16 protein-coding genes and 3 pseudogenes are annotated in these 21,602 nt (G+C 65.5%); 12 read left to right on the top strand and 7 right to left on the bottom strand.

The window, feature by feature from the left end; translation table 11 throughout:
* Window positions 1-17: 17 nt before the first annotated feature.
* From ACETMP_RS06535 to ACETMP_RS06525, 3 genes and pseudogenes are all read right to left on the bottom strand, one after another.
* Window positions 18-1,906: pseudogene (locus ACETMP_RS06535) on the bottom strand (TRAP transporter large permease subunit).
* A gap of 15 nt (window positions 1,907-1,921) precedes the next feature.
* A complete protein-coding gene (locus tag ACETMP_RS06530) occupies window positions 1,922-2,941 on the bottom strand; it encodes a TRAP transporter substrate-binding protein (protein ID WP_375160326.1) in 1,020 nt (339 codons plus the stop codon).
* Window positions 2,942-3,428: 487 nt separating this feature from the next.
* Window positions 3,429-4,295: a ferritin family protein gene (locus ACETMP_RS06525; protein ID WP_375160325.1), complete on the bottom strand. Its 867-nt coding sequence runs from the start codon at window positions 4,293-4,295 to the stop codon at window positions 3,429-3,431.
* Window positions 4,296-4,473: 178 nt separating this feature from the next.
* Here ACETMP_RS06525 and ACETMP_RS06520 point away from each other — a divergent pair, with 178 nt between their 5' ends.
* From ACETMP_RS06520 to ACETMP_RS06490, 7 genes are read left to right on the top strand one after another with little or no spacing between them, the layout of a single operon-like run.
* Window positions 4,474-6,768: a 4Fe-4S binding protein gene (locus tag ACETMP_RS06520; RefSeq protein ID WP_375160324.1), complete on the top strand. Its 2,295-nt coding sequence runs from the start codon at window positions 4,474-4,476 to the stop codon at window positions 6,766-6,768.
* A gap of 23 nt (window positions 6,769-6,791) precedes the next feature.
* Window positions 6,792-8,738, top strand: a complete 1,947-nt coding sequence (gene nosZ / locus ACETMP_RS06515) for a TAT-dependent nitrous-oxide reductase (RefSeq protein WP_375160323.1) — start codon at window positions 6,792-6,794, stop codon at window positions 8,736-8,738.
* A 42-nt stretch (window positions 8,739-8,780) separates the two neighbouring features.
* Window positions 8,781-10,121 (top strand): nitrous oxide reductase family maturation protein NosD, encoded by a 1,341-nt coding sequence (locus tag ACETMP_RS06510; protein WP_375161854.1) that lies wholly within the window; start codon window positions 8,781-8,783, stop codon window positions 10,119-10,121.
* Entirely contained in the window at window positions 10,118-11,038 is a 921-nt protein-coding gene (locus ACETMP_RS06505) for an ABC transporter ATP-binding protein (RefSeq protein ID WP_375160322.1), read from the top strand. The genes ACETMP_RS06510 and ACETMP_RS06505 overlap by 4 nt, the downstream gene beginning before the upstream one ends.
* A complete protein-coding gene (locus ACETMP_RS06500) occupies window positions 11,035-11,862 on the top strand; it encodes an ABC transporter permease subunit (RefSeq protein ID WP_375160321.1) in 828 nt (275 codons plus the stop codon). The genes ACETMP_RS06505 and ACETMP_RS06500 overlap by 4 nt, the downstream gene beginning before the upstream one ends.
* Complete coding sequence (locus tag ACETMP_RS06495) at window positions 11,859-12,431, top strand: nitrous oxide reductase accessory protein NosL (protein ID WP_375160320.1); 573 nt, start codon at window positions 11,859-11,861, stop codon at window positions 12,429-12,431. The genes ACETMP_RS06500 and ACETMP_RS06495 overlap by 4 nt, the downstream gene beginning before the upstream one ends.
* Window positions 12,428-13,423, top strand: coding sequence for an FAD:protein FMN transferase (locus ACETMP_RS06490; RefSeq protein WP_375160319.1), 996 nt, complete (start codon window positions 12,428-12,430; stop codon window positions 13,421-13,423). The genes ACETMP_RS06495 and ACETMP_RS06490 overlap by 4 nt, the downstream gene beginning before the upstream one ends.
* 64 nt (window positions 13,424-13,487) lie before the next feature.
* On the opposite strand, the pseudogene ACETMP_RS06485 reads toward ACETMP_RS06490, so the two are convergent.
* From ACETMP_RS06485 to ACETMP_RS06475, 3 genes and pseudogenes are all read right to left on the bottom strand, one after another.
* Window positions 13,488-14,314: pseudogene (locus ACETMP_RS06485) on the bottom strand (hypothetical protein).
* 88 nt (window positions 14,315-14,402) lie between these two features.
* A pseudogene (gene fsrB, locus ACETMP_RS06480) lies at window positions 14,403-15,693 on the bottom strand (siderophore utilization protein FsrB).
* 218 nt (window positions 15,694-15,911) lie between these two features.
* Window positions 15,912-16,076 carry a helix-turn-helix domain-containing protein gene (locus ACETMP_RS06475; protein WP_375160318.1) on the bottom strand — a complete coding sequence of 55 codons (165 nt, stop codon included), beginning with the start codon at window positions 16,074-16,076 and terminating at the stop codon, window positions 15,912-15,914.
* Between the two features lie 4 nt (window positions 16,077-16,080).
* Here ACETMP_RS06475 and ACETMP_RS06470 point away from each other — a divergent pair, with 4 nt between their 5' ends.
* Window positions 16,081-16,500 (top strand): hypothetical protein, encoded by a 420-nt coding sequence (locus ACETMP_RS06470; RefSeq protein WP_375160317.1) that lies wholly within the window; start codon window positions 16,081-16,083, stop codon window positions 16,498-16,500.
* Here the strand turns inward: ACETMP_RS06470 and ACETMP_RS06465 are convergent.
* The gene (locus ACETMP_RS06465) at window positions 16,497-16,736 is read right to left on the bottom strand and encodes a hypothetical protein (protein ID WP_375160316.1); all 240 of its coding nucleotides are present in this window, start codon (window positions 16,734-16,736) and stop codon (window positions 16,497-16,499) included. The genes ACETMP_RS06470 and ACETMP_RS06465 overlap by 4 nt on opposite strands.
* A 305-nt stretch (window positions 16,737-17,041) precedes the next feature.
* Between ACETMP_RS06465 and ACETMP_RS06460 the strand changes: the two genes are divergently transcribed.
* The 4 genes from ACETMP_RS06460 to ACETMP_RS06445 all read left to right on the top strand — a co-directional run bounded on the left by ACETMP_RS06460 (window position 17,042) and on the right by ACETMP_RS06445 (window position 21,600).
* A complete protein-coding gene (locus ACETMP_RS06460) occupies window positions 17,042-18,262 on the top strand; it encodes an amino acid ABC transporter substrate-binding protein (RefSeq protein WP_375160315.1) in 1,221 nt (406 codons plus the stop codon).
* Window positions 18,263-18,324: 62 nt separating this feature from the next.
* Window positions 18,325-19,200, top strand: a complete 876-nt coding sequence (locus tag ACETMP_RS06455; protein ID WP_375160314.1) for a branched-chain amino acid ABC transporter permease — start codon at window positions 18,325-18,327, stop codon at window positions 19,198-19,200.
* On the top strand, window positions 19,197-20,876 hold the full coding sequence (locus tag ACETMP_RS06450; protein ID WP_375160313.1) for an ATP-binding cassette domain-containing protein: 1,680 nt from the start codon (window positions 19,197-19,199) through the stop codon (window positions 20,874-20,876). Before ACETMP_RS06455 ends, ACETMP_RS06450 begins: the two co-directional genes overlap by 4 nt.
* Window positions 20,869-21,600 (top strand): ABC transporter ATP-binding protein, encoded by a 732-nt coding sequence (locus tag ACETMP_RS06445; protein WP_375160312.1) that lies wholly within the window; start codon window positions 20,869-20,871, stop codon window positions 21,598-21,600. The genes ACETMP_RS06450 and ACETMP_RS06445 overlap by 8 nt, the downstream gene beginning before the upstream one ends.
* Window positions 21,601-21,602 lie beyond the last annotated feature (2 nt).

Genomic DNA, 21,602 nt, shown 5'->3' with positions numbered 1-21,602 from the left:
CCTCCTTAAACCGCGCCTCAAAGGAATCCGATCGAGATCCAGGGGAAGATCGCGACGATGATCAATCCCGCCAGCAACGCCAGCAGATAGCCCCAGATCGGCCGGATACCTTCGGCCGGATCGACGCGTCCGATGGCGCAGGCCGCATAATAGCCGACGCCGAAGGGCGGGGCGAATAGTCCGATGCCCATGGCGAGAATGATCACCATGGCATAGTGCACCTCGTGCACGCCGACGGCCCGGGCGATCGGAAACAGCAGCGGCCCGAACAGCACGATCGCCGGAATGCCTTCCAGCACGCTGCCGAGAACGACGAAGGCCAGGATCGAGACGGCAATGAAGGTCGCAGCTCCCCGGGCAATCCGGTCATCGCGGCCGCCAGCGAGCGCGAGAAACCGGATTGCGTCAGGCCCCAGGCCATGCCAGTCGCCGTGCCGATGATCAGCAGGATCGCGCCCGACAGCGCCGCGGTCTCGACCAGCATCGGGAACAGCCGCCGCCCGTCGAAGCGGCGGTAGACGAGGAGGCCGACCAGCGCGCCATAGACGATGCCGATGGTGGAAACCTCGGTCGCGGTCGCGATGCCCTCGACCACGGCGTAGCGGATCACGAAGGGCAATGCGAGCGCGGGCAGGGCGACGACGAAGGTCCTGCCGATCTCGGATGCCGTGGCGCGGCGGACATGGCTCATGTCCTCGTGGCGGTAGCGCCACCACACCAGCATGCAGAGCGTGATCGCGAGCACGACGCCGGGCAGCAGGCCGCCGGTGAATAGCGCTGCGATCGACACGCCGGTGACCGAGCCGATCGTGATCAGCACGAGGCTCGGCGGGATGGTCTCGGTCTGGGCGCCGGTCGCCGCCAGCAGCGCGACGAGATCGCCGGGCTTGGCGCCGCGCTCTTTCATCTCGGGAAACAGCACGGGCGCGACGGCCGCCATGTCGGCCGCCTTGGCGCCTGATATGCCCGAAACCAGATACATGGCGCCGACCAGCACATAGTGCAGGCCGCCCCTGATATGGCCGAGCAGGCTCGCCAGGAACGCCACCATGGCCCGCGCCATGCCGGTCATCTCGATCAGGACGCCCAGGAACACGAACAGCGGCACCGAGAGCAGGATGAGGTGGCTCATGCCCTCGTCCATCCGTCCGACCAGGACCATCACCGGGGTCCGCGTCGCCAGTGCCAGATAACCGAAGATCGCCAGGCCAAAGCCGAACGCAATGGGAACGCCGGCAAAGACGCAGAAGCCGGCGACGCCGACGAAGAAAATGACGAGGTTGAGATTGCCGAGCGAGCGCAGCAGCGGCTCCGCCAGCCAGAACAGCCCGACCAGCACAGCAACCGACAGCATCGCGGCCGCGACCATCCGGTAGTCGGCCGCGCGCAGCAGCCGCAGCAAGGCAAAGGCCGCCATCAGGCCGATGCCGGCCGGCAGCGCGGCGGCGCGCCACATGTTGGAGATCTGGAGCGCCGGCGTCGTGATGTAGCTTTCCTCATAGGCGTAATCGCAGGCGGGCCAGACGATCAGGATCAGGAACGCCAGGGCCGCTGAGGTTGCGACCAGATCGAGATAGGCGCGCATGGCCGGCCGCGCGCTGGCGACGATCGCGGTCATGCGCATGTGCTCGGAGCGGCGGAACGCAACCGCCGCACCCAGCATGGCGAGCCACAGGAACAGGATCGAGGCGAGCTCGTCCGACCAGATCAGCGGCCGGTGCAGGCCGTAGCGCGCGACCACGCCGGCAAACAGGATCACGATCTCGGCGACGACCAGGATCGCCGCCGGGATTTCGACGGCGAGACCGAGCAGGCGCTCGAGCGAAGCCAGCAACGATGGTCGGCGAGGGGGCTGAAACGCCGCCTCGCCCACCACTGCGATCATCTCGACCTCGACATGAGCCATGACGGCCCCAACGCGTTACGACAGCTTGCCGACGGCCTTTTCCAGCAGATCCCAGGCCTGATCGCCATACTTGCCCTTCCACTCGGCATAGAAGCCGGCGGTGCGCAGCTTGTCGCGGAACGGCGCCACCGCAGGCTGATTGAAGGTCAGGCCCTTGGCCGCGAGTTCCTGTTGCAGGTTGGCGTTGAGCTTGGCGGTATCGGCGCGCTCGTTGACTGCGGCGGCGTTGATGTTCTTGGCGACGATGGTGCGGACGTCCTGCGGCAGCTTTTCCCAGGCCCGGCGGTTGGCCAGGAACCAGAAGCCGTCCCACATGTGGTTGGTCAGCGAGCAGTACTTCTGTACCTCGTAGAGCTTGGCCGTCGAGATGATCGCCAGCGGGTTCTCCTGGCCTTCGACGATCTTGGTCTGCAGCGCCGAATAGACCTCGCTGAAATTGATCGAGGCGGGCGCGGCGTCGAACGCCTTGAACATCGAGGTCCAGAGCGGCGAGACCGGCACGCGGATCTTGAAGCCCTTGAGGTCGTCAGGACCGGTGATCGGCTTGCTCGACGACGTGGTCTGGCGGAAGCCGTTGTCCCAGATCTTGTCCATGACCTCGAGGCCGGCCTTCTTGATCTCGCCCCGGACGAAGCCGCCGAGGTCGCCGTCCATGGCCTTCCAGACCGTGTCGTAGTCCGGGAACGCAAAGCCGATGCCGTTGATGGACGCGGCCGGCACCAAGGTCGACAGAATGAGCCCCGACAGCGTGAAGAACTCGACACCGCCGGAGCGGATCTGGCTCAGCATGTCGGTATCCGAGCCAAGCTGGTTGTTCGGGAAGATCTGGAGGTCGAACTTGCCGTTCGTCTCGCTCTTGATTGCCGCTGCCATCTCCTTGGCGCGGACGTTCAGCGGATGGGTGTCGGGCAGGTTATTGGCATATTTGTAGGTGAACTCGGCGCTCTGGGCGCGGGCCACATGGGGCGCACCGATGCCGCCCAGGACCGCGGTCGCGGCGGAGGCCTTGAGAAGCGTGCGTCGGGAAAAGCTCATGGGTTTGCTTCCTCGGAAGGTTTGTTGTTGTTCTGAGACGCAAACCTATACGGACGGAAGGTCAGAAGGTCATCTGCGATCTCGCGAGGTCTTGCTTATTGCAGCCGGCCAAGGGCACGGCAATATCGGCTTTCGCAGAGATCGAGCCGATGCAAAATCTGCAAAACAACCCCATGCACAGTAGCGGCCGAGAACCCGGACCGGGCTTCGAGGCCCGAACCGAAAACCAGCTGAAGCGAAGGCTCAATGGCAGGAATGCCATACAAGTAATTGATCTACCTGTAGATAAAAATATTCCATAATATACCTTATGCGAATTACGGATTGGGCTATGGCCGCACGCGCCTGGCTCGGCCAGATCTCGCCTGACGTCACCCGCGGTATCGATGTGCTCGGAATCGTCGTCGAAGGCTCCCGTATCCACTGCCCCGGCCGAGTCGCTATGCAAGGACCAGCGCAGCAGTTTGGCGTGGCTGCCGCAGGCGCGTCAGTCCGCCGCCAATGATCGCAGCCAGGCCAGTCTCGAGATCGCGCGCTCGGCAAGCCGCTGCAGGCGTTCGAGGTCGGCCGCCTCGCTCGACCGCTCGGCGCCTTCGAGGTAACCGTCGACGAGCGCTTCGGCGATCTCCAATGGACCTTTGCGTTCCATGGACGCCGGAAAGCTCCCGAGGCCCGTGGCGGCGTCGGCCATGTCGACCGCCTGTTGGCGAATGTCCCGGATCCGGAGCGCCGCCGGCCCGCTCAGGCGTTGTTCGATCTCGCTGAGTTGCGCAACCAGGCGGCGCTCGAGCCGAGCCGCATCGATGTGAGGCAGCGTCGTCTCGGCATTGCTCCGGTCGTGCTCATGATGATAAGCGCGCCGCCGCTCCTTTCGCAGTGCGGCGACATGACCGAGTTCCTCCTTGGCCATCGCTTCCGACGCCTTCTTGACCTCGGGGTCGTGCGAGTAGGCGGCCAGATAGGACCAGAAGGCGAAGGCGCGCTCCTCGTTGCGCACCGCGATGGCGAGCGCGCGGTATGGCGTCATCAATTGTGACGTTTTCACCTCGGCCGTGGCTTCCGGAGCCAGTGCTTCCGGCGCCTCCCAGCGCACCATGGCGGGATCCGGGCGTTTGCCGCGGCGCGATTGCGACCACTGCGTCACGCTGTCCACGTGCTCGCGCTCGGCGGCCGCGAGATGTGTGAACACTGCTGCCAGATCATCCTTGCCCTGCCCGCGCATCTCATTGGCAAGAGAATCGTACTTGTCGGCGGCTTCCTCCTCCATTGCATGCGCTAGCGCAAAGAGCTCGTCGAGAGACTCCAATACACCGGCGGGCTCAGCGCTGAGCAATGAAGTGCGCAGAAGCGGCATAGCAAGGTTCCCGACACAAACGGATGAGTAGGTTCCGCGAGGATACAAATATTTTGGTTCGGCTTGACACGGGTAGACGTGCGCGATGAGTGTGGCACGTCAGCGGCGACAAATCATCGAAGAAGAATCACAAGGCATGCGCGGCCCGGTTGGTCGCGCAGATGGCATTTGAATCGAGATGTCGAAGCGGCCGGATAGCGAGATCGCCCTAGGGAGTCGTGCAGCGTTAGCGCTTGCCGGCCTGCTGCTGATATGTCTGACATATATTTCACCTGCGTACGCCGCCGGTGATTTGCCGGCATACCTGCCGAAGATCGCACCCGCGGACTTCTTCACGGGAGCGGATCGCTTCGGCCCCCCGCAAGGCGATCCGCCGATCGTGCCGGTCTACCGCGGCGACCAACTGCAGGGATTTGTCTTCCTCAACTCCGATTTCGCGAACTCTGTCGGCTATTCCGGCAAGCCGATCCACCTGCTGGCCGGGATCGACCCGAAAGGCGTGATCACGGGCATCAAACTGGTCGATCACAAGGAACCGATCGTGCTGGTCGGTATCCCGGAAGCGCGCATCGTCGCGGCCGTGAACGGTCTGATCGGTAAGGACATGAAACCTGTCGCAAGCGGTGCCGAGAGGCCGCCGCAGGTCGACATCGTGAGCGGCGCAACCGTCACCGTGCTGGTGATGGGCGACAGCATCGTCCGCGCCGCGTCCAAGCTCATCCGGAACGGTCGCATCGGCGGCGGTGACGGCGCCGCGGTTTCAGCAGCCCTGCCCCCCGTCATCAAGACGCTCGATCTCGAACGCAGTGACGTCCGCGACTGGGAAAGTCTCGTTGGCGACGGATCGATACGCCGGCTTCATCTCAGCATCGGCGACATCAATGATGCCTTTGCAAAATCCGGCAGCGCGGCGGCGATCCAATACCCTGAGCCAGGCGAGGCCGACGACACCTTCATCGACCTCTATGTCGCGCTCGTGAGTGCGCCAACGATCGGCCGCAGCCTGCTCGGCGAAGACGGCTATCGACGGTTGAAGGACGGCCTGAAGCCCGGGCAGCAGGCGATCATCGTCGCCGGCAACGGTCCCTATTCGTTCAAGGGCTCGGCCTATGTCCGCGGCGGCATCTTCGATCGCATCGAGATCCTGCAGGAAGGCAACAGCACCCGCTTCCGCGACCGCAACCACACCCGCCTTGGCGCACTGGACGCGGTCGGCGCGCCGGAGTTCAGAGAAGTCGGCCTGTTCGTCACCCCTCCCGAGTTCACCCTGGATCCGACGCAACCGTGGCAGCTTCAGCTGCTGGTGCAGCGCAGCCTTGGCGGCCGCGACAAGGCGTTCCTGACTTTCGACCTCGGCTACGCCCTGCCCGACAGCTACATACGCCGCGAGCAGCGCGCGGTGACGGTGCCGGAAAGCGCGGCGCCGCCGGCCTCGCAGGCAAGTGCTGCGGCCGCGCCGTCTGGGGAAGTAGACGAGCCACTCTGGATGCGGATCTGGCGGTCGAGCACGGTCTCGATCGGCATCACCGCCTTCATGCTGGCCGCCCTCACCGGCATCTTCTTCTTCCAGAATCTCCTGGTGCGGCGGCCGGTGCTCTACACCTGGGTGCGGCGGGGCTATCTCGCCGTCGTTCTGGTCTGGCTCGGCTGGTACGCCAACGCGCAGCTCTCGGTCGTGAACGTCGTCACCTTCACCAACGCGCTGGTGACGGGCTTCCGCTGGGAATTCTTCCTTGCCGCGCCGTTGATCTTCATTCTGTGGGCCGCCACCGCGGGCGGGCTCCTGTTCTGGGGCCGCGGGCCCTTCTGCGGCTGGCTGTGTCCCTTTGGCGCACTCCAGGAGCTCACCAACACGGCCGCGAAATGGCTCAAGGTGCCGCAAATAACGGTGCCCTGGGGACTGCACGAGCGGCTGTGGCCGGTCAAGTACATCATCTTCCTCGGTCTGTTCGGCCTGTCACTCTATTCGGTCGAGATGGCCGAACGGTTCGCCGAGGTCGAACCGTTCAAGACCGCGATCATCCTGAAGTTTTCGCGGAGCTGGCCGTTCGTCGCCTACGCCGTCGCCCTGCTCGTTATCGGCCTTTTCATCGAGCGCTTCTTCTGCCGCTACCTCTGTCCACTCGGCGCGGCGCTCGCCATTCCCGGCCGCATGAGGACGTTCGAGTGGCTGCGTCGCTGGGAAGAATGCGGATCCCCCTGCCAACGCTGCGCCAAGGAATGCCCGGTGCAGTCGATCCATCCCGAGGGTCACATCAACGTCAACGAGTGCATCTACTGCATGCACTGCCAGGAACTCTATTACGACGACCACCGCTGCCCGCACATGATCCAGGTGCGGCTGAAGCGCGAGAAGTTCGCGGCCATGTCCTCGCCCTCGATGCGCTCGAGCGGCAAGGGTCCCGCAACCGTCATCACCGCCGGCGGCAAACCTGTCGGGGCGTCGGCAGTCATTTCTCCACCACCAAACTGAAACCGGAAGCCGAGGAGGCAATCATGAGCGACAACGAGAAAACCAAGGGCGTCAGCCGACGTACCGTGCTGGGAACGACGGCGGCCGCAGCGGGCGTGGGCCTTGCCGGCGGAGTGACGCTGAAAGATGGCGGCTTCGTCACACCTGCCGACGCGCAGACCAAGACGGCTGCGCCGAAAGCGCCGGCGGCGCGGCCAGCCGTGCAGAAGACCGAGGTCGCGCCGGGAGAGCTCGACGAATATTACGTGTTCTTCTCCAGCGGCCAGTCCGGTGAGATGCGGGTCGTCGGCCTGCCGTCGATGCGCGAATTGATGCGCGTGCCGGTGTTCAACCGCTGCAGCGCCACCGGCTGGGGCCAGACCAACGAGAGCATCAAGGTCCTGACCGAAGGGATGCAGCCCGCGACCCGCGAATTCCTCAAGAACCGCGGCGGCACCTACCTGAACGGCGATCTCCACCACCCGCACATTTCGTTCACGGACGGCACCTATGACGGTCGCTATGCCTTCATGAACGACAAGGCCAACAGCCGCGTCGCGCGCGTGCGGCTCGACATCATGAAATGCGACAAGATCATCGAGCTGCCGAACCAGCACACCGTCCACGGCCTGCGCCTGCAGAAATATCCGCGCACCGGCTATGTCTTCGCCAACGGCGAAGATGGCGTGCCGCTGCCCAACGACGGCAAGGTGCTCGACGATCCCAAGCAATATCGCTCCATCTTCAGTGCGATCGACGGCGACACGATGAAGGTGGCCTGGCAGGTGATCGTCAGCGGCAATCTCGACAACGTCGACGCCGACTACCAGGGCAAATACTGCTTCGCGACCTGCTACAACGGCGAGGAAGGCGTCACGCTGGCGGAGATGACCGCCGCCGAGCAGGACTGGGTCGTCATCTTCAACATCAAGCGGATCGAAGAGGCCGTGAAGAAGGGCGACTTCAAGGAAATGAACGGCGTGCCCGTCATCGACGGCCGCAAGGGCTCGGCCTACACCCGCTACGTTCCGGTCTCGAACAATCCGCACGGTATGAACACCGCTCCCGACGGCATCCACATCGTGGCGGCCGGAAAGCTCTCGCCGACCGTGACCGTGATGGACGTCCGCAAGTTCGACGATCTGTTCGACGACAAGATCAAGCCGCGCGACGTCGTCGTCGCCGAACCCGAACTCGGCCTTGGCCCGCTGCACACCGCCTATGACGGCAAGGGCAACGCCTACACCACGCTGTTCCTCGACAGCCAGGTCTGCAAGTGGAACATCGAAGCCGCCAAGCGCGCCTTCAAAGGTGAGAAGGTCAATCCCATCCTCCAGAAGCTCGACGTGCACTATCAGCCCGGTCACAACCATACCTCGATGGGGCAGACCAAGGAGGCGGATGGAAAGTGGCTCATCTCGCTGAACAAGTTCTCGAAGGACCGCTTCCTGAACGTCGGCCCGCTCAAGCCGGAGAACGATCAGCTGATCGATATCTCAGGCGATCAGATGAAGCTGGTGCATGACGGCCCGAGCTTCGCCGAGCCGCATGACGCCACCATCGTCCACCGCTCCAAGATCAATCCGATCTCGATCTACGACCGCGCGGATCCGATTTTTGCGGATGCGGTCAAGCAGGCCAAGGCCGACGGCATCAACCTCGAGGCGGATTCGAAGGTCATTCGCGACGGCAACAAGGTGCGCGTCTACATGACGTCCACCGCCCCCGCCTACGGCCTCGATCAGTTCCAGGTCAGGCAGGGCGACGAGGTCACCGTCTTCATCACCAATATCGATGCGGTCGAGGACCTCACGCACGGCTTCTGCATCGTCAACTACGGCATCAACATGGAGATCGGGCCGATGGCCACCTCGTCGGTGACCTTCACGGCCGACAAGCCAGGCGTATACTGGTACTATTGCTCATGGTTCTGCCACGCCATGCACATGGAGATGAAGGGCCGCATGTTCGTCGAGCCCAAATCCGTTTGAAGTCGGTCTGATCGGAGCGACCTCGTGGGTCCATTGTTACGCATGTTTCCGGCGGCGCTGGCCGCCGCCGGATTGTCCGGCTTCGCCAGTGCGGAGACGTTGACGGCCGTGCCCGGCCAGTCGCTGCAAGCTGTGCTGGACGGCGCGCGCGCCGGCGACGTCGTCGAACTCGCTCCGGGGCACTATCGCGGCTCGATCCGCATCGAGCGTCCCCTGCAGCTGGTCGGGAGCCGCGAGGCGGTGCTCGACGGCGACGGCGACGGCAACGTCATCACGGTCAGCGCGCCCGACGTCACCATCCGCGGTCTGACCATCCGCGCCTCGGGCCGCGATCTGCAGGCGATGAATTCGGGGATCTTCCTGCAGAAGACGGCCGAACGCGCGACCATCGAGAACAACCGGCTGGTGGAAAACCTGTTCGGCATCTATGTGCATGGCGCCCAGGGCTCGCGGGTCGTCGGCAACGAGATCGAGGGACTGCGTGGCGGGCGGCTCAGCGAGGCCGGGAACGGCGTCTCGCTGTGGAATGCGCCCGACGTCACCATCGCCGGCAACAATTTCCGCTACGGCCGCGACGGCATCTTCACCATTTCAAGCCGAAAGGACCGCTTCGTCGGAAACCGCTTCGAGCACGTGCGCTTCGCGATCCATTACATGTACACCAACGACAGCGAAGTGAGCGGCAACGTCTCGATCGGCAACCATGTCGGTTACGCCATCATGTACTCGAACCGGCTGGTGATCCGCGACAACATCTCCGATCACGATCGCGACTATGGGATGCTCTTCAACTACGCGAACTATGCCCGGATCGAGAACAACCGAGTGACCGGCGGCCCGCTGAGCGCGGCGCTACAGACCATGCAAGACAGCCCCGACGACGAGCGAGGCATGCTTCCGCAGCCGAAACGGGAGAGCACTCTGAAGAGTGGCCCGGAGAAATGCGTGTTCATCTACAACACCAATCACAACAAATTCCGCGACAACTGGTTCGAGCGCTGCGCCATCGGCGTGCACTTCACGGCCGGGTCCGAAGGCAACGAAATCGCCGGCAATGCCTTCGTCAGCAATGCCAACCAGGTGAAATATGTCGGCACCCGGCACCTCGACTGGTCGACCGGCGGGCGCGGCAATTACTGGAGCGACAACCCGGCCTTCGACCTCAACGGCGACGGCATCGCCGACACGGCCTACCGGCCGAACGACCTCATCGACCGCGTGCTGTGGACGGCGCCCGCTGCGAAGGTCCTGATCAACAGCCCCGCCGTCCAGGTGATCCGCTGGGCGCAGGCGCAGTTTCCGGCGCTGCTGCCGGGCGGCGTGGTCGACAGCCGTCCGCTTGTATCTCCGCCGCGGAGCGCGGCTCCGAAGGAGACGCGATGACCGGCACGGTACGCGTCAGCGACGTCACCAAGCGGTATGGCCGGGTCGAGGCCGTGCGCGATGCCTCGTTCTCGCTTGCGCAGGGCGAGCTGGTCGCCTTGATCGGCCACAACGGCGCCGGCAAGACCACGCTGATGAAGCTCATGCTGGGGCTGATCCGGCCAACCAGCGGCTCCATCGAGGTTCTCGGAGACAATCCGGCCGCCGGCGAATTCGCCGGCCGGCGCCAGCTCGGCTACCTGCCCGAGAACGTCTCCTTCGACCCTGCCCTCACCGGCCGCGAGACCCAGGCCTTCTACGCCCGGCTGAAGCGAGAGCCGACGGCCAGGGCGCTGGAGCTGCTCGACGCCGTCGGGCTGGGCGCCGCCAGCCGGCGCCGGGTGAGCACCTACTCGAAGGGCATGCGCCAACGGCTGGGGCTCGCGCAGGCGCTGCTTGGCACCCCGCGCGTGCTGCTGCTGGACGAGCCGACCACCGGCCTCGATCCGGAATTGCGGCAGACATTCTACGACATCATCGCACGGCTCGCGGCCGGCGGCGCAACGGTGCTGCTGTCGTCGCATGCGCTCACCGAGCTCGAGGAGCGCGCCGGCCGGGTCATCATCATGAACCGCGGCATCAAGGTCGCGGACGGATCGATCGACGAGCTGCGTCGTCTCGCCCGGCTGCCCACCAGGATCCGTCTCAAGGTGGCAGGCCTCGCCCCGAGCGAGATGCCGGGCTGGGCTCCGCAGGATGCGACCTGCCGCCGCCTCAACGGCCACATCGTCGAGATCGACGCCGCGCCGGAGCGCAAGATCGAGCTGCTGCATCGCGCGACGGCCGCCGGCAATGCCGTCGAGGACGTCGACGTGGTGCCGCCGACCCTCGACGAGCTCTACGCTCACTTTCTCCGGCAATCGGAGCAGGCGCCATGAACGTCCTGATCATCGCTGCCAAGGAAATCCACCAGGCCATCCGCAATCGCTGGGTGCTTGCCGCAACGCTCCTGCTCGCCGGGCTTGCGCTGTCGCTGACCTTTCTCGGCAGCGCGCCGACCGGGAACGTCGGCGTTCGCACGCTCGACGTGGTCGTCGTCAGCCTGTCGAGCCTGACGATCTTTCTGGTTCCGCTGATCGCGCTTCTGATCTCCCACGACGCCATCGTCGGCGAGATGGAGCGTGGGACGATGCTGTTGCTGCTAAGCTATCCGGTGGCGCGATGGCAGGTGCTGCTCGGCAAGTTCCTGGGCCACCTTGCCGTGCTCGCCTTTGCGACCTGCCTCGGTTACGGCGCGGCGGTCGGAGCGTTGGCGGCGACCGGCAGCCAGATCGATCGCGACAGTTTCCTGGCCTTCGCGGCCATGGTGGGCTCCTCGGTGCTGCTCGGCGCCGCTTTCGTCGCGATCGGATATCTGATCAGCGCGCTCGTGCGCGACCGCGGCACCGCAGCCGGCATCTGCATCGGATTGTGGCTGCTGCTGGTGCTGATCTACGACATGGCGCTGCTCGGCGTGCTGGCGCTCGATCAGGGACGCAGCATCTCGGCAGCGGTGCTCAACGCCATGCTGCTGGCGAACCCGACCGATGCCTATCGGCTGATCAACCTGACCGGCTTTGCCAATGTCAGCACCTTCGCCGGCATGGCCGGTCTTGCCCAGACCACGTCCCTGACGATTCCAGTCCTGCTGACCGCCCTGCTCGGCTGGACGCTGCTGCCGCTGGGGCTGGCCGCGCTCGCCTTCTCGCGGAGGGAGCTATGAAGCGCCGAACGTTGCTTCTCGCCCTGCTCGTGCCGCTGGCGCTCGCCGGCTGCAACGACAAGCAGGCCGCGAAGGTCCCGCCGCCGCATCGGATGACCGCGGAGGACATCGGTCATTACTGCGGCATGAACGTGCTCGAGCATCCGGGGCCGAAGGGCCACATCTTCGTCGCGAGTCTGATCCAGCCCGTCTGGTTCTCGTCGGTGCGCGACACCATCGCCTTCACCATGCTGCCGGACGAGCCCAAGGACATCCAGGCGATCTACGTGTCCGACATGGGCAAGGCGGCCGACTGGGACAAGCCCGGCGCCGACAATTGGATCGAGGCGCGCAAGGCGCTGTTCGTGATCGAGAGTCGGGTCAAGAGCGGCATGGGCGGCGACGAAGCCGTTCCGTTTTCGGAGCGGGCGGCCGCGGAGAAGTTCGCCGCTGAGAACGGCGGCAGGATCGTCGGCTTCGACGAGGTGCCGCGGGATTACGTCCTGTCGTCGGCAAATGCCAGTGGCGCGGCCGTGGCCGACCAATCCGCCGAGGGCTCGCCAAGCGGACCACCGAGGAGGACGCCATGACGCGCACCCTGACGCGCCGACGCTTCATCCGGATCAGCGCGGCGGCAGCGGGCCTCGGCGCGCTGGCTCCGTGGCATCTCGTTCGTGCGGAGGTCGCGCCGGTGACCTGGCGCGGCACGATTCTTGGCGCGGTCGCGACGATGGAGATCCACGACGAAGATCGCAGGCGTGCGGAGCGGCTGATCGCGCTGGCCCGTGCCGAGGCACGGCGCCTCGAGCGGCTATTCAGCCTTTATCGCGAAGATTCCGCCCTGGTCGTGCTGAACCGGACCGGTATCCTGATCGATCCCGCCGCCGAGATGGTCGATCTGCTCTCGGCCGCGCAGCGTTATGCCACGCTGACCGGCGGCCTGTTCGACGTCACCGTGCAGCCGCTGTGGGAGCTCTATGCCGGTCATTTCGCGCGAGATGACGCGGATCCCGCGGGGCCTTCATCGGCCGCGATCGAGGCCGCGCTGGCGCGGATCGGCAGTCACCGGCTGTCGGTAAGCCGCGACCGGATCGCGATGCCCAGGGGCATGGCCGTGACCCTGAACGGGATCGCGCAAGGCTACGTCACGGACAAGGTGGTCGACCTGCTCCGGGCCCATGGCGTCTCTCACAGCCTCGTCGACATGGGCGAAGCGCGCGCGATCGGCTCGCGTCCGGACGGACGCCCCTGGGAGATCGGCATCGCCGATCCGGACGTTGTGGGCCAGACGACAACCGTGCTGCCGATCGTCGATCGCGCCGTCTCCACTTCGGGCGGCTATGGCTGCCAGTTCGATGCCGGGGCGCGCTTCAACCATTTGTTCGATCCAAAATCGGGCGGCTGCGCGCGCCGCTATCGCAGCGTGACGACGGTCTCCCGCCGCGCGACCGCCGCGGACGCCTTGTCGACGGCGTTCAGCCTGATGCCGGAAGACGAGATTCGATCGTTGCTGCCGCGCGTCGACATCGACCGCGTGCACCTGATCGATGCGGCCGGCATGGCGGTCGAAGTGTCGGCATAAGCTGCGCCTGTTGTTTGCGCATGATCGTTCCGAAAAACGGCGACGCACGTTTCCCGATCATGCCTTAGCGCAACGGCAGCAGATCCAGTTGGCTCTGCGCCTTCATGACCGCCGCCGCGTACCAGCTCTGGCCCGGCGCCTCCTTGGCGAAGCATTTTGTGTAGGCGTCCATTGCCCGGTCTTCCTGGCCATGTCGCCGCGCGGATCCTTCTTGTTGACGGGCTTCGCCATCATCTGCGTCCACACGCGCTCGCAGGCCGGGATCTCCGCCGTCTTCACGCCATCCGACGTGGCGAGGAAGAAGACCTTGTCGCCTTTGATCGCGACGACATCGATTTCATCCGGAGGCCCCTTGAGGCCGCCATTGCCGCGCAGGCCGAGCACCGCGACCGCCGCATTCGCCGATGCGGGCGCGGTGACCGGCAGCTCGGCATATTTGGCGAATGCCGCGTCCTGGATGGCGTGGAAATAAAAGCGATCCGACTTGAACGCCGCCCCCATCTCCTGCGGCATGCCGTCGTCGCGGTGCTCGCGCAGCCAATGGGTCAGCAGCGTGGCGGTCGTCACCACGGCCTGCGTTTTGTAGTCTTCGGTCGCGAAGCTCAGTCCGTCGAGATGGCCGAAACCGATGTCGCTCCGGAACAACGTGTCGACGTTCGACCTGCCGTCCGCGGGAAGCCCCTTGATCGCGATCGGTCCCACCAGGCCGCGCAGCACGCCCGCCAGCTCCTTGAGGGCGGCATCGTGCTGCTTGGAGATCTCGTCGCTCTCCTTGGCCTTCGAGAACTTTGCGATGTAGCGATCGCGCAGGTCGAGATAGTGCCGCTCGGCTGGGGCCGCGTGGACGGGCATCGCCAGGACGAGCAGGCAGAGCAAGGCAGGCAATCTCATTCAACGTCCGCGGACTGGGAGCGATCTCCCATCTTTGTGCGGCTGCGAGGCGCGAAGGTTCATCGGCAACGTACCGCGCTGTTGCGCCCTACTCCGCCGGCGTCAGCTGCCGGGTCAGGCGCACCGCCGCTGTCTCGCGGACACGGACCCGGGCGCGGCGCTTGCGCCACCAGATCACGACGCCGGTGACCGAGAGCGCGGCGACCACGAGGCCCATGATCGAGATCAGGATGCGCCCGAACAAGCCGACGATGCGGCCCGAATGCAGCGGGAACTGCGCCTGGACGAAGATATCGGCGGCGGTGCCGACCCAGGGCAGCCGCTCGCCGATCGGGCGGCCGTCCTCGCTGTCGTAATAGAGCTGCGCCGGGCCGACGCCGCCGGCGCCGTGATCGTCGCCGGGATGGAAGAACGCGGCGGCATAGACGCCGTGGGCGGGGCCGTAATTGATCGAGCCGACCGGGATCGTCCAGCCCCGCGTCTTGCCATCGGCCGCCGCGCGCGCCGCGATCTCGGCGAAGCCGACCTTGGGCTCGACCGGATTGTCGAGATCGCGATAGGGCCGCTGCTCATAGGGCGTCGGCGTATAGTTCGACACCATCTTCATCAGCGGCGAGAACACCTCGAAATAGAGGTTCAGCGAAAACGCGGTGAAGGCGATGATGAAGAGCACGCCCCAGGTCCACAGGCTGAAGGCGCGATGGATGTCGAAATTGATCCGGTAGGCGCTGCCTGACGTCTTGATGGTCCAGGCCGGTGCCCAGCGCGCCCAGAAGCCACGCTCGAGGCTGGCGCGTGACGCTAGGTGCCCGCGCCGCCTTGGCGCGCCGGCGCGAGGGCAGCGTTAGATAGAAGCCGACAAAGCAATCGATGGTCCAGATGATGGCGATGATCCCGAGCACGCGCATGCCCCAGCGATCGCTGCCCCAGAACTCCGGAATGTGCATCGTGTAGTGCAGCTTGTAGAGGAAGGAGACGAAATTCTCCCGCGTCACCGGCCACACCGCTCCCCAATAGCGCCGGCCAAGCTCCGCGCCGGTATTGGGATCGAGAAAGACCTGGTTGTAGTCGAGCGTGTAGCGCTTGCCGGTCGCAGGATCGATCCGCGGCATGACGAAGAACCACAGCGAGTGGCCCTCCTCCGGCGTCATGAAGAGGTAGACGACGCGCGCGCGGGGATCGCGCTGCTCGATCGTCTTGGCGAGCTCGATCGAGGGTATCGCCGGGCCCTTGCTGGTGACGTCGAACAAATGGCTGTTCAGGATGTCGTCGAGCTCGTGATCCCAGGAGATGATCGCGCCGGTGATGCCGGAGAAGAACAGGAAGGCGGCCGTCAGCAGTCCCGCCCAGCGATGCAGTTTGCCGAATATCGCTCTCATCGCTCAGATCTCATTCCACCGCGATCCGGGCCCCCAATTCCCGGAACCGTCTTCACTCGAACCATCGGCAGCCGGTCTGCCTGCCGATGGCCCTTGCGTCCATCGCCTAACGTACGGATCGCGTCAGTGCGAGTGGGCAACATTAGAATCTATCGAGACTGGAAAACGAGCCCTGCGACAAGGCGTTCGGCGCGATCGGCAGCCTGCTTCTCAATCGCTCACGGCCAGTCGGCGAAATTCAGCGTCGGCCTCGATCGTCCGGCTCGCGCCCGTGCCGCGACGCGCCGACGCCATACGCCCGGTGCCTCGCCGGTATGCTTGCGAAAGAAGCGGTTGAAATACGCGGTGTCCGTGAAGCCGAGCGCGAATGCGATCTGCTTCACGGCAATGGTTCCCGCCTCGAGGCCGCGCCGCCGCCTCCTTGACGAGACGCTGCTGGATCAATTCGCTCGGCGAACGCTTCAGCTCGCGGCTGCACAGCGCGTGCAAGCGATCGGGCGTCATGCCGAGCAGCCTGGCGTAATCGCTGACGCGGAGGTGCTGCTGGTAGCGCTCCTCGAGCAACCGGCGGAAGCGGCTCAGGATCTCCGCGCTGCTGCCCTCCTCGCTCCGATTGCCGTCGCCGGCGAACAGGCGCCAGAAGCGCAGCACGCACAGCGTCAGCTCGGCCGACATGATCGAGGCTGCACCACTGCGGGCGGGCGAGGCGATCTCGGCGGCGATCGCGGCGATGGAACGTGCCATCGTGGCGGCGAGGTCGGGCTCGACCGGCAGCGCCATGATGCCGCCGGCGCCCTCGAGCGCTAGATACGGCGCCTCCGCCGAAGGCGGAGGTAGCGATGCCATGTGCCGGCCCGCAATTGCAGCAGCTCCGCGGTCGTCCCCGCCGAAACCTCCAGATAGTCGGCCGATCCCGCCGGGAGCCAGACCATTGCGGGCCCGGCCAACGCAATCGTCTTGCCGGCCCGAGCGATCTCGACGGTCCCGCCGCCGTGAAGGCAGAGCAGATGAATGAACGGCAGGGCTGCGTTCGACATCAGCATCCAGCGCCGCGCCGCATAATGCGATCTGATCAGCTCGGCACCGACGGGCACAGCCCCGCTCGCGCCGGCTGCCGCGGGCGGTCGGGTGGCCGCGACGCCTCGACGCAGCTGGCCATCGTGACCAGAAACGTCCAATCTTTCCCCGGATTTGTCCATTGTGCGAACAAAGCCTGGGATGCTTGCTAGGTCAAGTCCTGGTCGCGGTCGGCGCGATGACGCCATTCCGAAAGAAATCAGGGCCAGAGGAAACGACCACTCACATCGATGCCGACAATCGCTTGAGTGCCACAGGAGGGAGACACGCAATGTTTTCGACCAACCGTCGAACGTTACTTCGCGCCACCGGCCTTGCCGCTCTGACCGCGGCGCTGGGAATCTTTCCGCCCACGGCCGATGCGCAGGAGAAGATCCGGATCGGCTATGCCATCTCCAAGACCGGTCCCTATGCGGGCGGCGCCGGCATCACCACCCTGCCCAATTACGAATTGTGGGTGAAGGACGTGAATGCCGCCGGCGGCATCAAGCTCGGTGACAAGAAGCTGCCGATCGAGATCGTCGAGTACGACGACCGCAGCAGTTCCGAGGAAGCCGTGAAGGCGATCGAACGGCTCGCCAACCAGGACAAGGTCGACTTCATCCTGGCCCCCTGGGGCACCGGCCTCAACCTCGCGGTCGGCCCGACGCTGAACCGTCTCGGCTACCCTCACCTCGCGGTCACGTCGGTGACGGACAAGGCGCCGGAGCTCGCCAAGCGCTGGTCCAACGCGACGTTCTGGCTCGGCACCTCCGCGCAGATCTCCGAGGCGCTGGCCGATCTGCTGGGCAAGCTGAAGGGCGAAGGCAAGATCGGCGGGACCATCGCGATGGTCAGCATCGCTGATCAGTTCGGCATCGAGCTGTCCGCCGCCGCCCGCGAGGCTTTCAAGAAGCACGGCTTTACGCTCGGCTATGACAAGACCTATCCGATGGGGACGCAGGATCTCCAGCCGCTGTTGAAGGACGCCGTCGCGTCCAATCCGGATACGTTCATCGCCTTCAGCTATCCGCCGGATACGATTGCGCTCACCGAGCAGGCGCAGCTGCTGAAGTTCAACCCGAAGATCTTCTATGTCGGCGTCGGCACCGCCTTCCCGCTCTACAAGGGCAAGTTCGCCGCCAACAGCGACGGCGTGATGGGAATCGGCGGCTGGAACGCGGACTCGCCGCAGCTGAAGGACTATCTCGCGCGCCACAAGGCGGCGACCGGCAAGGAGCCGGATCGCTGGGCCAGCTCGATCACCTATGCGAGCCTCCAAGTGCTGCAGCAGGCGATCGAAAAGGTCGGCAAGCTCGATCGCGCCGCGGTCGCGGCGGAAATCCGCGCGGGCACGTTTGAGACCATCATCGGCAAGGTCAAGCTCAAGGACGGACTGCTCCAGGAGGTCTGGAGCGTCGGCCAGTGGCAGGGCGGCGAGTTCTACGCACTCGCGCCGACCTCGCAGCCGGGCGCGCGCGCCGCGGTCGTGCCCAAGCCGCAGTGGCAATAAGACCGGCCGGCAGGCCTTCGATCGCAAGGCCTGCCTGCCGTCCGCTCCGGGGATGCCGCTTCATGCTGCTCGTCGATATCGTCCTGCCGGGCCTCGTGCTTGGCGGCATGTACGCGCTGATCGCGCTCGGGCTGACGCTGCAATATGGCGTGGCGCGGATCATGAACCTTTCCTACGGCGAGTCGCTGGTTGCGGCCGCTTTCGGCGCGTTTTCGCTCTACAGCGGTCTTGGGCTGAGTCCGCTCGCGGCGCTGCTGCTGGCCGTGCCGATCGCGATGGTGCTGAACTGGCTGCTCTATCGTTTCCTGCTGGAACGGCTGATGCGGCGGGGCAAGGACCGGGGCGCGCAGGAAATCGACAGCATCCTCGTCACCTTCGGCGTGTTGTTCGTCATCCAGGGGGCGATGCTGGTCGTCTTCGGAGGGCAGTATTACAGCTATAGCTACCTCTCGATTCCGCTGACGATCCTCGGATCGACGCTCGCGGTCAATCGCCTGGTCGCGTTGCTGTTCGCAGCCCTGGTCGGCGGCGCCGTCTATCTCGCTCTCACCCGCACCCGGATCGGCACGGCCGTCCGGGCCATCGCGGTCGACCCGAACGCGGCGCGCCTCGTCGGGATCGACGTGGCCGCGCTCTCGGGGCTGGCGTTCGCGTTCGGTGGTGGCCTCGTCGCCATCGGCGGCGTGCTCGTCAGCATGTTCCTCACCTTCAATGCCGCCATGGGGGTGGTCTTCACCATGAAGGCGCTGGTCGTCGTCATCATGGGAGGCGTCGGCAACGTCATGGGCGCGCTGGTCGCAGGCCTGCTGCTGGGAGTGGTCGAAACCGCAGTGGCGCGGCTGATCGATCCCGGCCTGACGCTGGCTGCCACCTACACGCTGTTTCTCGGGGTGCTCGTGATCAGGCCGACCGGCCTGTTCGGGCGGGCCGCGTCATGACCTTGCCCGTCCGGATCCTGCTGTGGTGCGGCGGCCTTGCCCTCGCCGCTTGTCTCATCACCTACCCGCTCTACGCCAACGGCTATTATCTCGCGCTCGGCATCAGCGTCCTCTATTTCACGATCCTGGCGACCGCGTGGGCGATGTTCTCCGGCCCTACCCGTTACATCTCCCTCGCGACGGTCGCCTTCTTCGGCTTGGGCGCGTACACCGCCGCAGTGCTCGGCGAGACCATGTCCTGGCCGATCGTGCTGCTGGCCGCGGCCGGCATGGGCGCACTCACGGCCGCGATCACCGGACTGTCGACGCTGCGCCTCTCCGGCATATATTTCGTGATCTTCTCCTTCGGCCTTGCCGAGCTGATCCGCCAGCTCGTGATCTGGTACGAGGTCAACATCCACAAATCGGTCGGCCGCTATCTCTTCAGCGCGGTGACGCAGGACATTCTCTACTGGCAGCTTCTTGGCCTCGCCGCGCTTGTCTTCCTGGTCGGCTGGCTGCTCGGACGATCGCGCTACGGGCTGGCGCTCCGCGCCATCGGTGCCGACGAGACCGCGGCCAGCCATTCCGGCATCGACGCCACGCGGGTCAAGCTCGGCGTGTTCATGCTGAGCGCGACCTTCATGACGATGACCGGCGCGGTGATGGCGCCGCGATGGACCTATATCGATCCTGCCATTGCGTTCAATCCGACGATCTCGTTCCAGGTCGTGATCATGGCCTTGCTGGGCGGCGCCGGCTCGCTGTTCGGGCCGGTGCTGGGCGTCATCCCGCTGGTTCTGCTGTTCGAGGTGCTGACCGCGACGCTGCCCAACCACTTCAGCATCGTGCTCGGCATCATCTTCGTCCTCATCGTCATGGTGCTGCCGAACGGGGTGATCGGACTGCTCGGGGTTGGACGCCGGCGCGTGCCGGCCGACAGGCTCGTCACCGCGTCGGCCCGCACCAAGGATGCACCGCTCCTCGCGGTCGACGGCGTCAGCAAGTCGTTCGGCGGGTTGCGCGCCGTGGACGGGGTCAGCTTTGCGGTCGCGCCCGGCGAGATCGTCGGCATTATCGGCCCGAACGGCTCCGGCAAGACGACGCTGCTCAATACGCTGTCCGGTGCCTTGAAACCCTCGTCAGGCACGATCCGGCTCGGCGGCACCTTGCTCAACGGCCTGCGGGCCCACCAGATCGCGCGCCTCGGCCTCGCCCGCACCTTCCAATTGGTGCGCGTCATGCCGGACCTGACCGTCACCGAGAACGTGGCAGCCGCACGGCTGTTCTCCGCAGCGCCTGGTCTCTCGATCGGTTCGGAGGCGGAAGGCGAGCTGCTCGACCTCGTTGGGCTCGGTGCGATGCGCGAAGCCCCCGCGGGCGAGCTGACCTATATCGACCAGAAGCGTCTGGAGCTCGCCCGTGCGCTGGCGCTGCAGCCGCGCCTCGTGCTGCTCGACGAATGGTTGGCCGGCCTCAATCCGAGCGAGCTCGAGACGGGCATCGCGCTGATCGCCAAGCTGCGCGAGCGCGGCCTCACCGTCATCATGGTCGAGCACGTCATGGATGCGATCCGCGCGCTGTGCGGCCATTGCGTCGTGATGAATGCCGGCAAGGTGATCGCGCGCGGAACGCCCGACGCGGTGCTGTCCGATCCAAAAGTCGTCGCTGCCTATCTGGGGGACGACGATGCTTGAGGTCGCCGCGCTCTCCCATTTCTATGGCAAGCACCAGGCCCTGGCCGACGTCTCGCTGGGCATCAGTCAAGGCGAGATCGTCGCCATCCTCGGTGCCAACGGCGCGGGCAAGTCGACCCTGCTCAAGAGCATTGCCGGCCTGATCAGACCGGCGCCCGGCGCGAGAATCGCGTTCGACGGACAGAGCATCGCCGAGCTGCCGGCCCATCTGATCGTGGAGCGCGGCATAGCGCTCGTGCCGGAGGGCCGCGGCGTCTTCGGCGACCTCACCGTCACGGAAAACCTGCAGCTTGGCGCTTATCCTGCCCGCGCCCGTGACGGCGAAGCGGACCGGCTCGCGAAAGTCCTGCAACTGTTCCCGCGCCTCGCCGAGCGCATGAGGCAGTCCGTCCGCACCATGAGCGGCGGCGAGCAGCAGATGGTGGCGATCGGCCGCGCTCTGATGTCGAACCCGCTGCTGCTTCTGCTCGACGAGCCCTCGCTCGGCCTATCCCCCCTGCTCAGCCGCGAGGTCTTTCGCGCACTGACGCAGATCCGAGCCAGTGGCGTTGGCGTGTTGCTGGTCGAGCAGAACGCGCGCGCCAGCCTCGACATCGCCGATCGGGTCTACCTGATCGAGTCTGGTCGCAACACCGGCAGTGGAGCTGCGGCTGCGATGAAGAACGATCCCGAGATCCAGCGCGCCTATCTCGGCAAGGCGCGCGCCGCATCGTCCTCGCAATGAAC

The sequence above is a fragment of the Bradyrhizobium dasycarpum genome (assembly GCF_042019905.1).
Taxonomy (GTDB): domain Bacteria; phylum Pseudomonadota; class Alphaproteobacteria; order Rhizobiales; family Xanthobacteraceae; genus Bradyrhizobium; species Bradyrhizobium japonicum_B.
The sequence above is the reverse complement of the archived record's forward strand: the minus strand, read 5'-3'. Positions and strand labels throughout refer to the sequence as shown.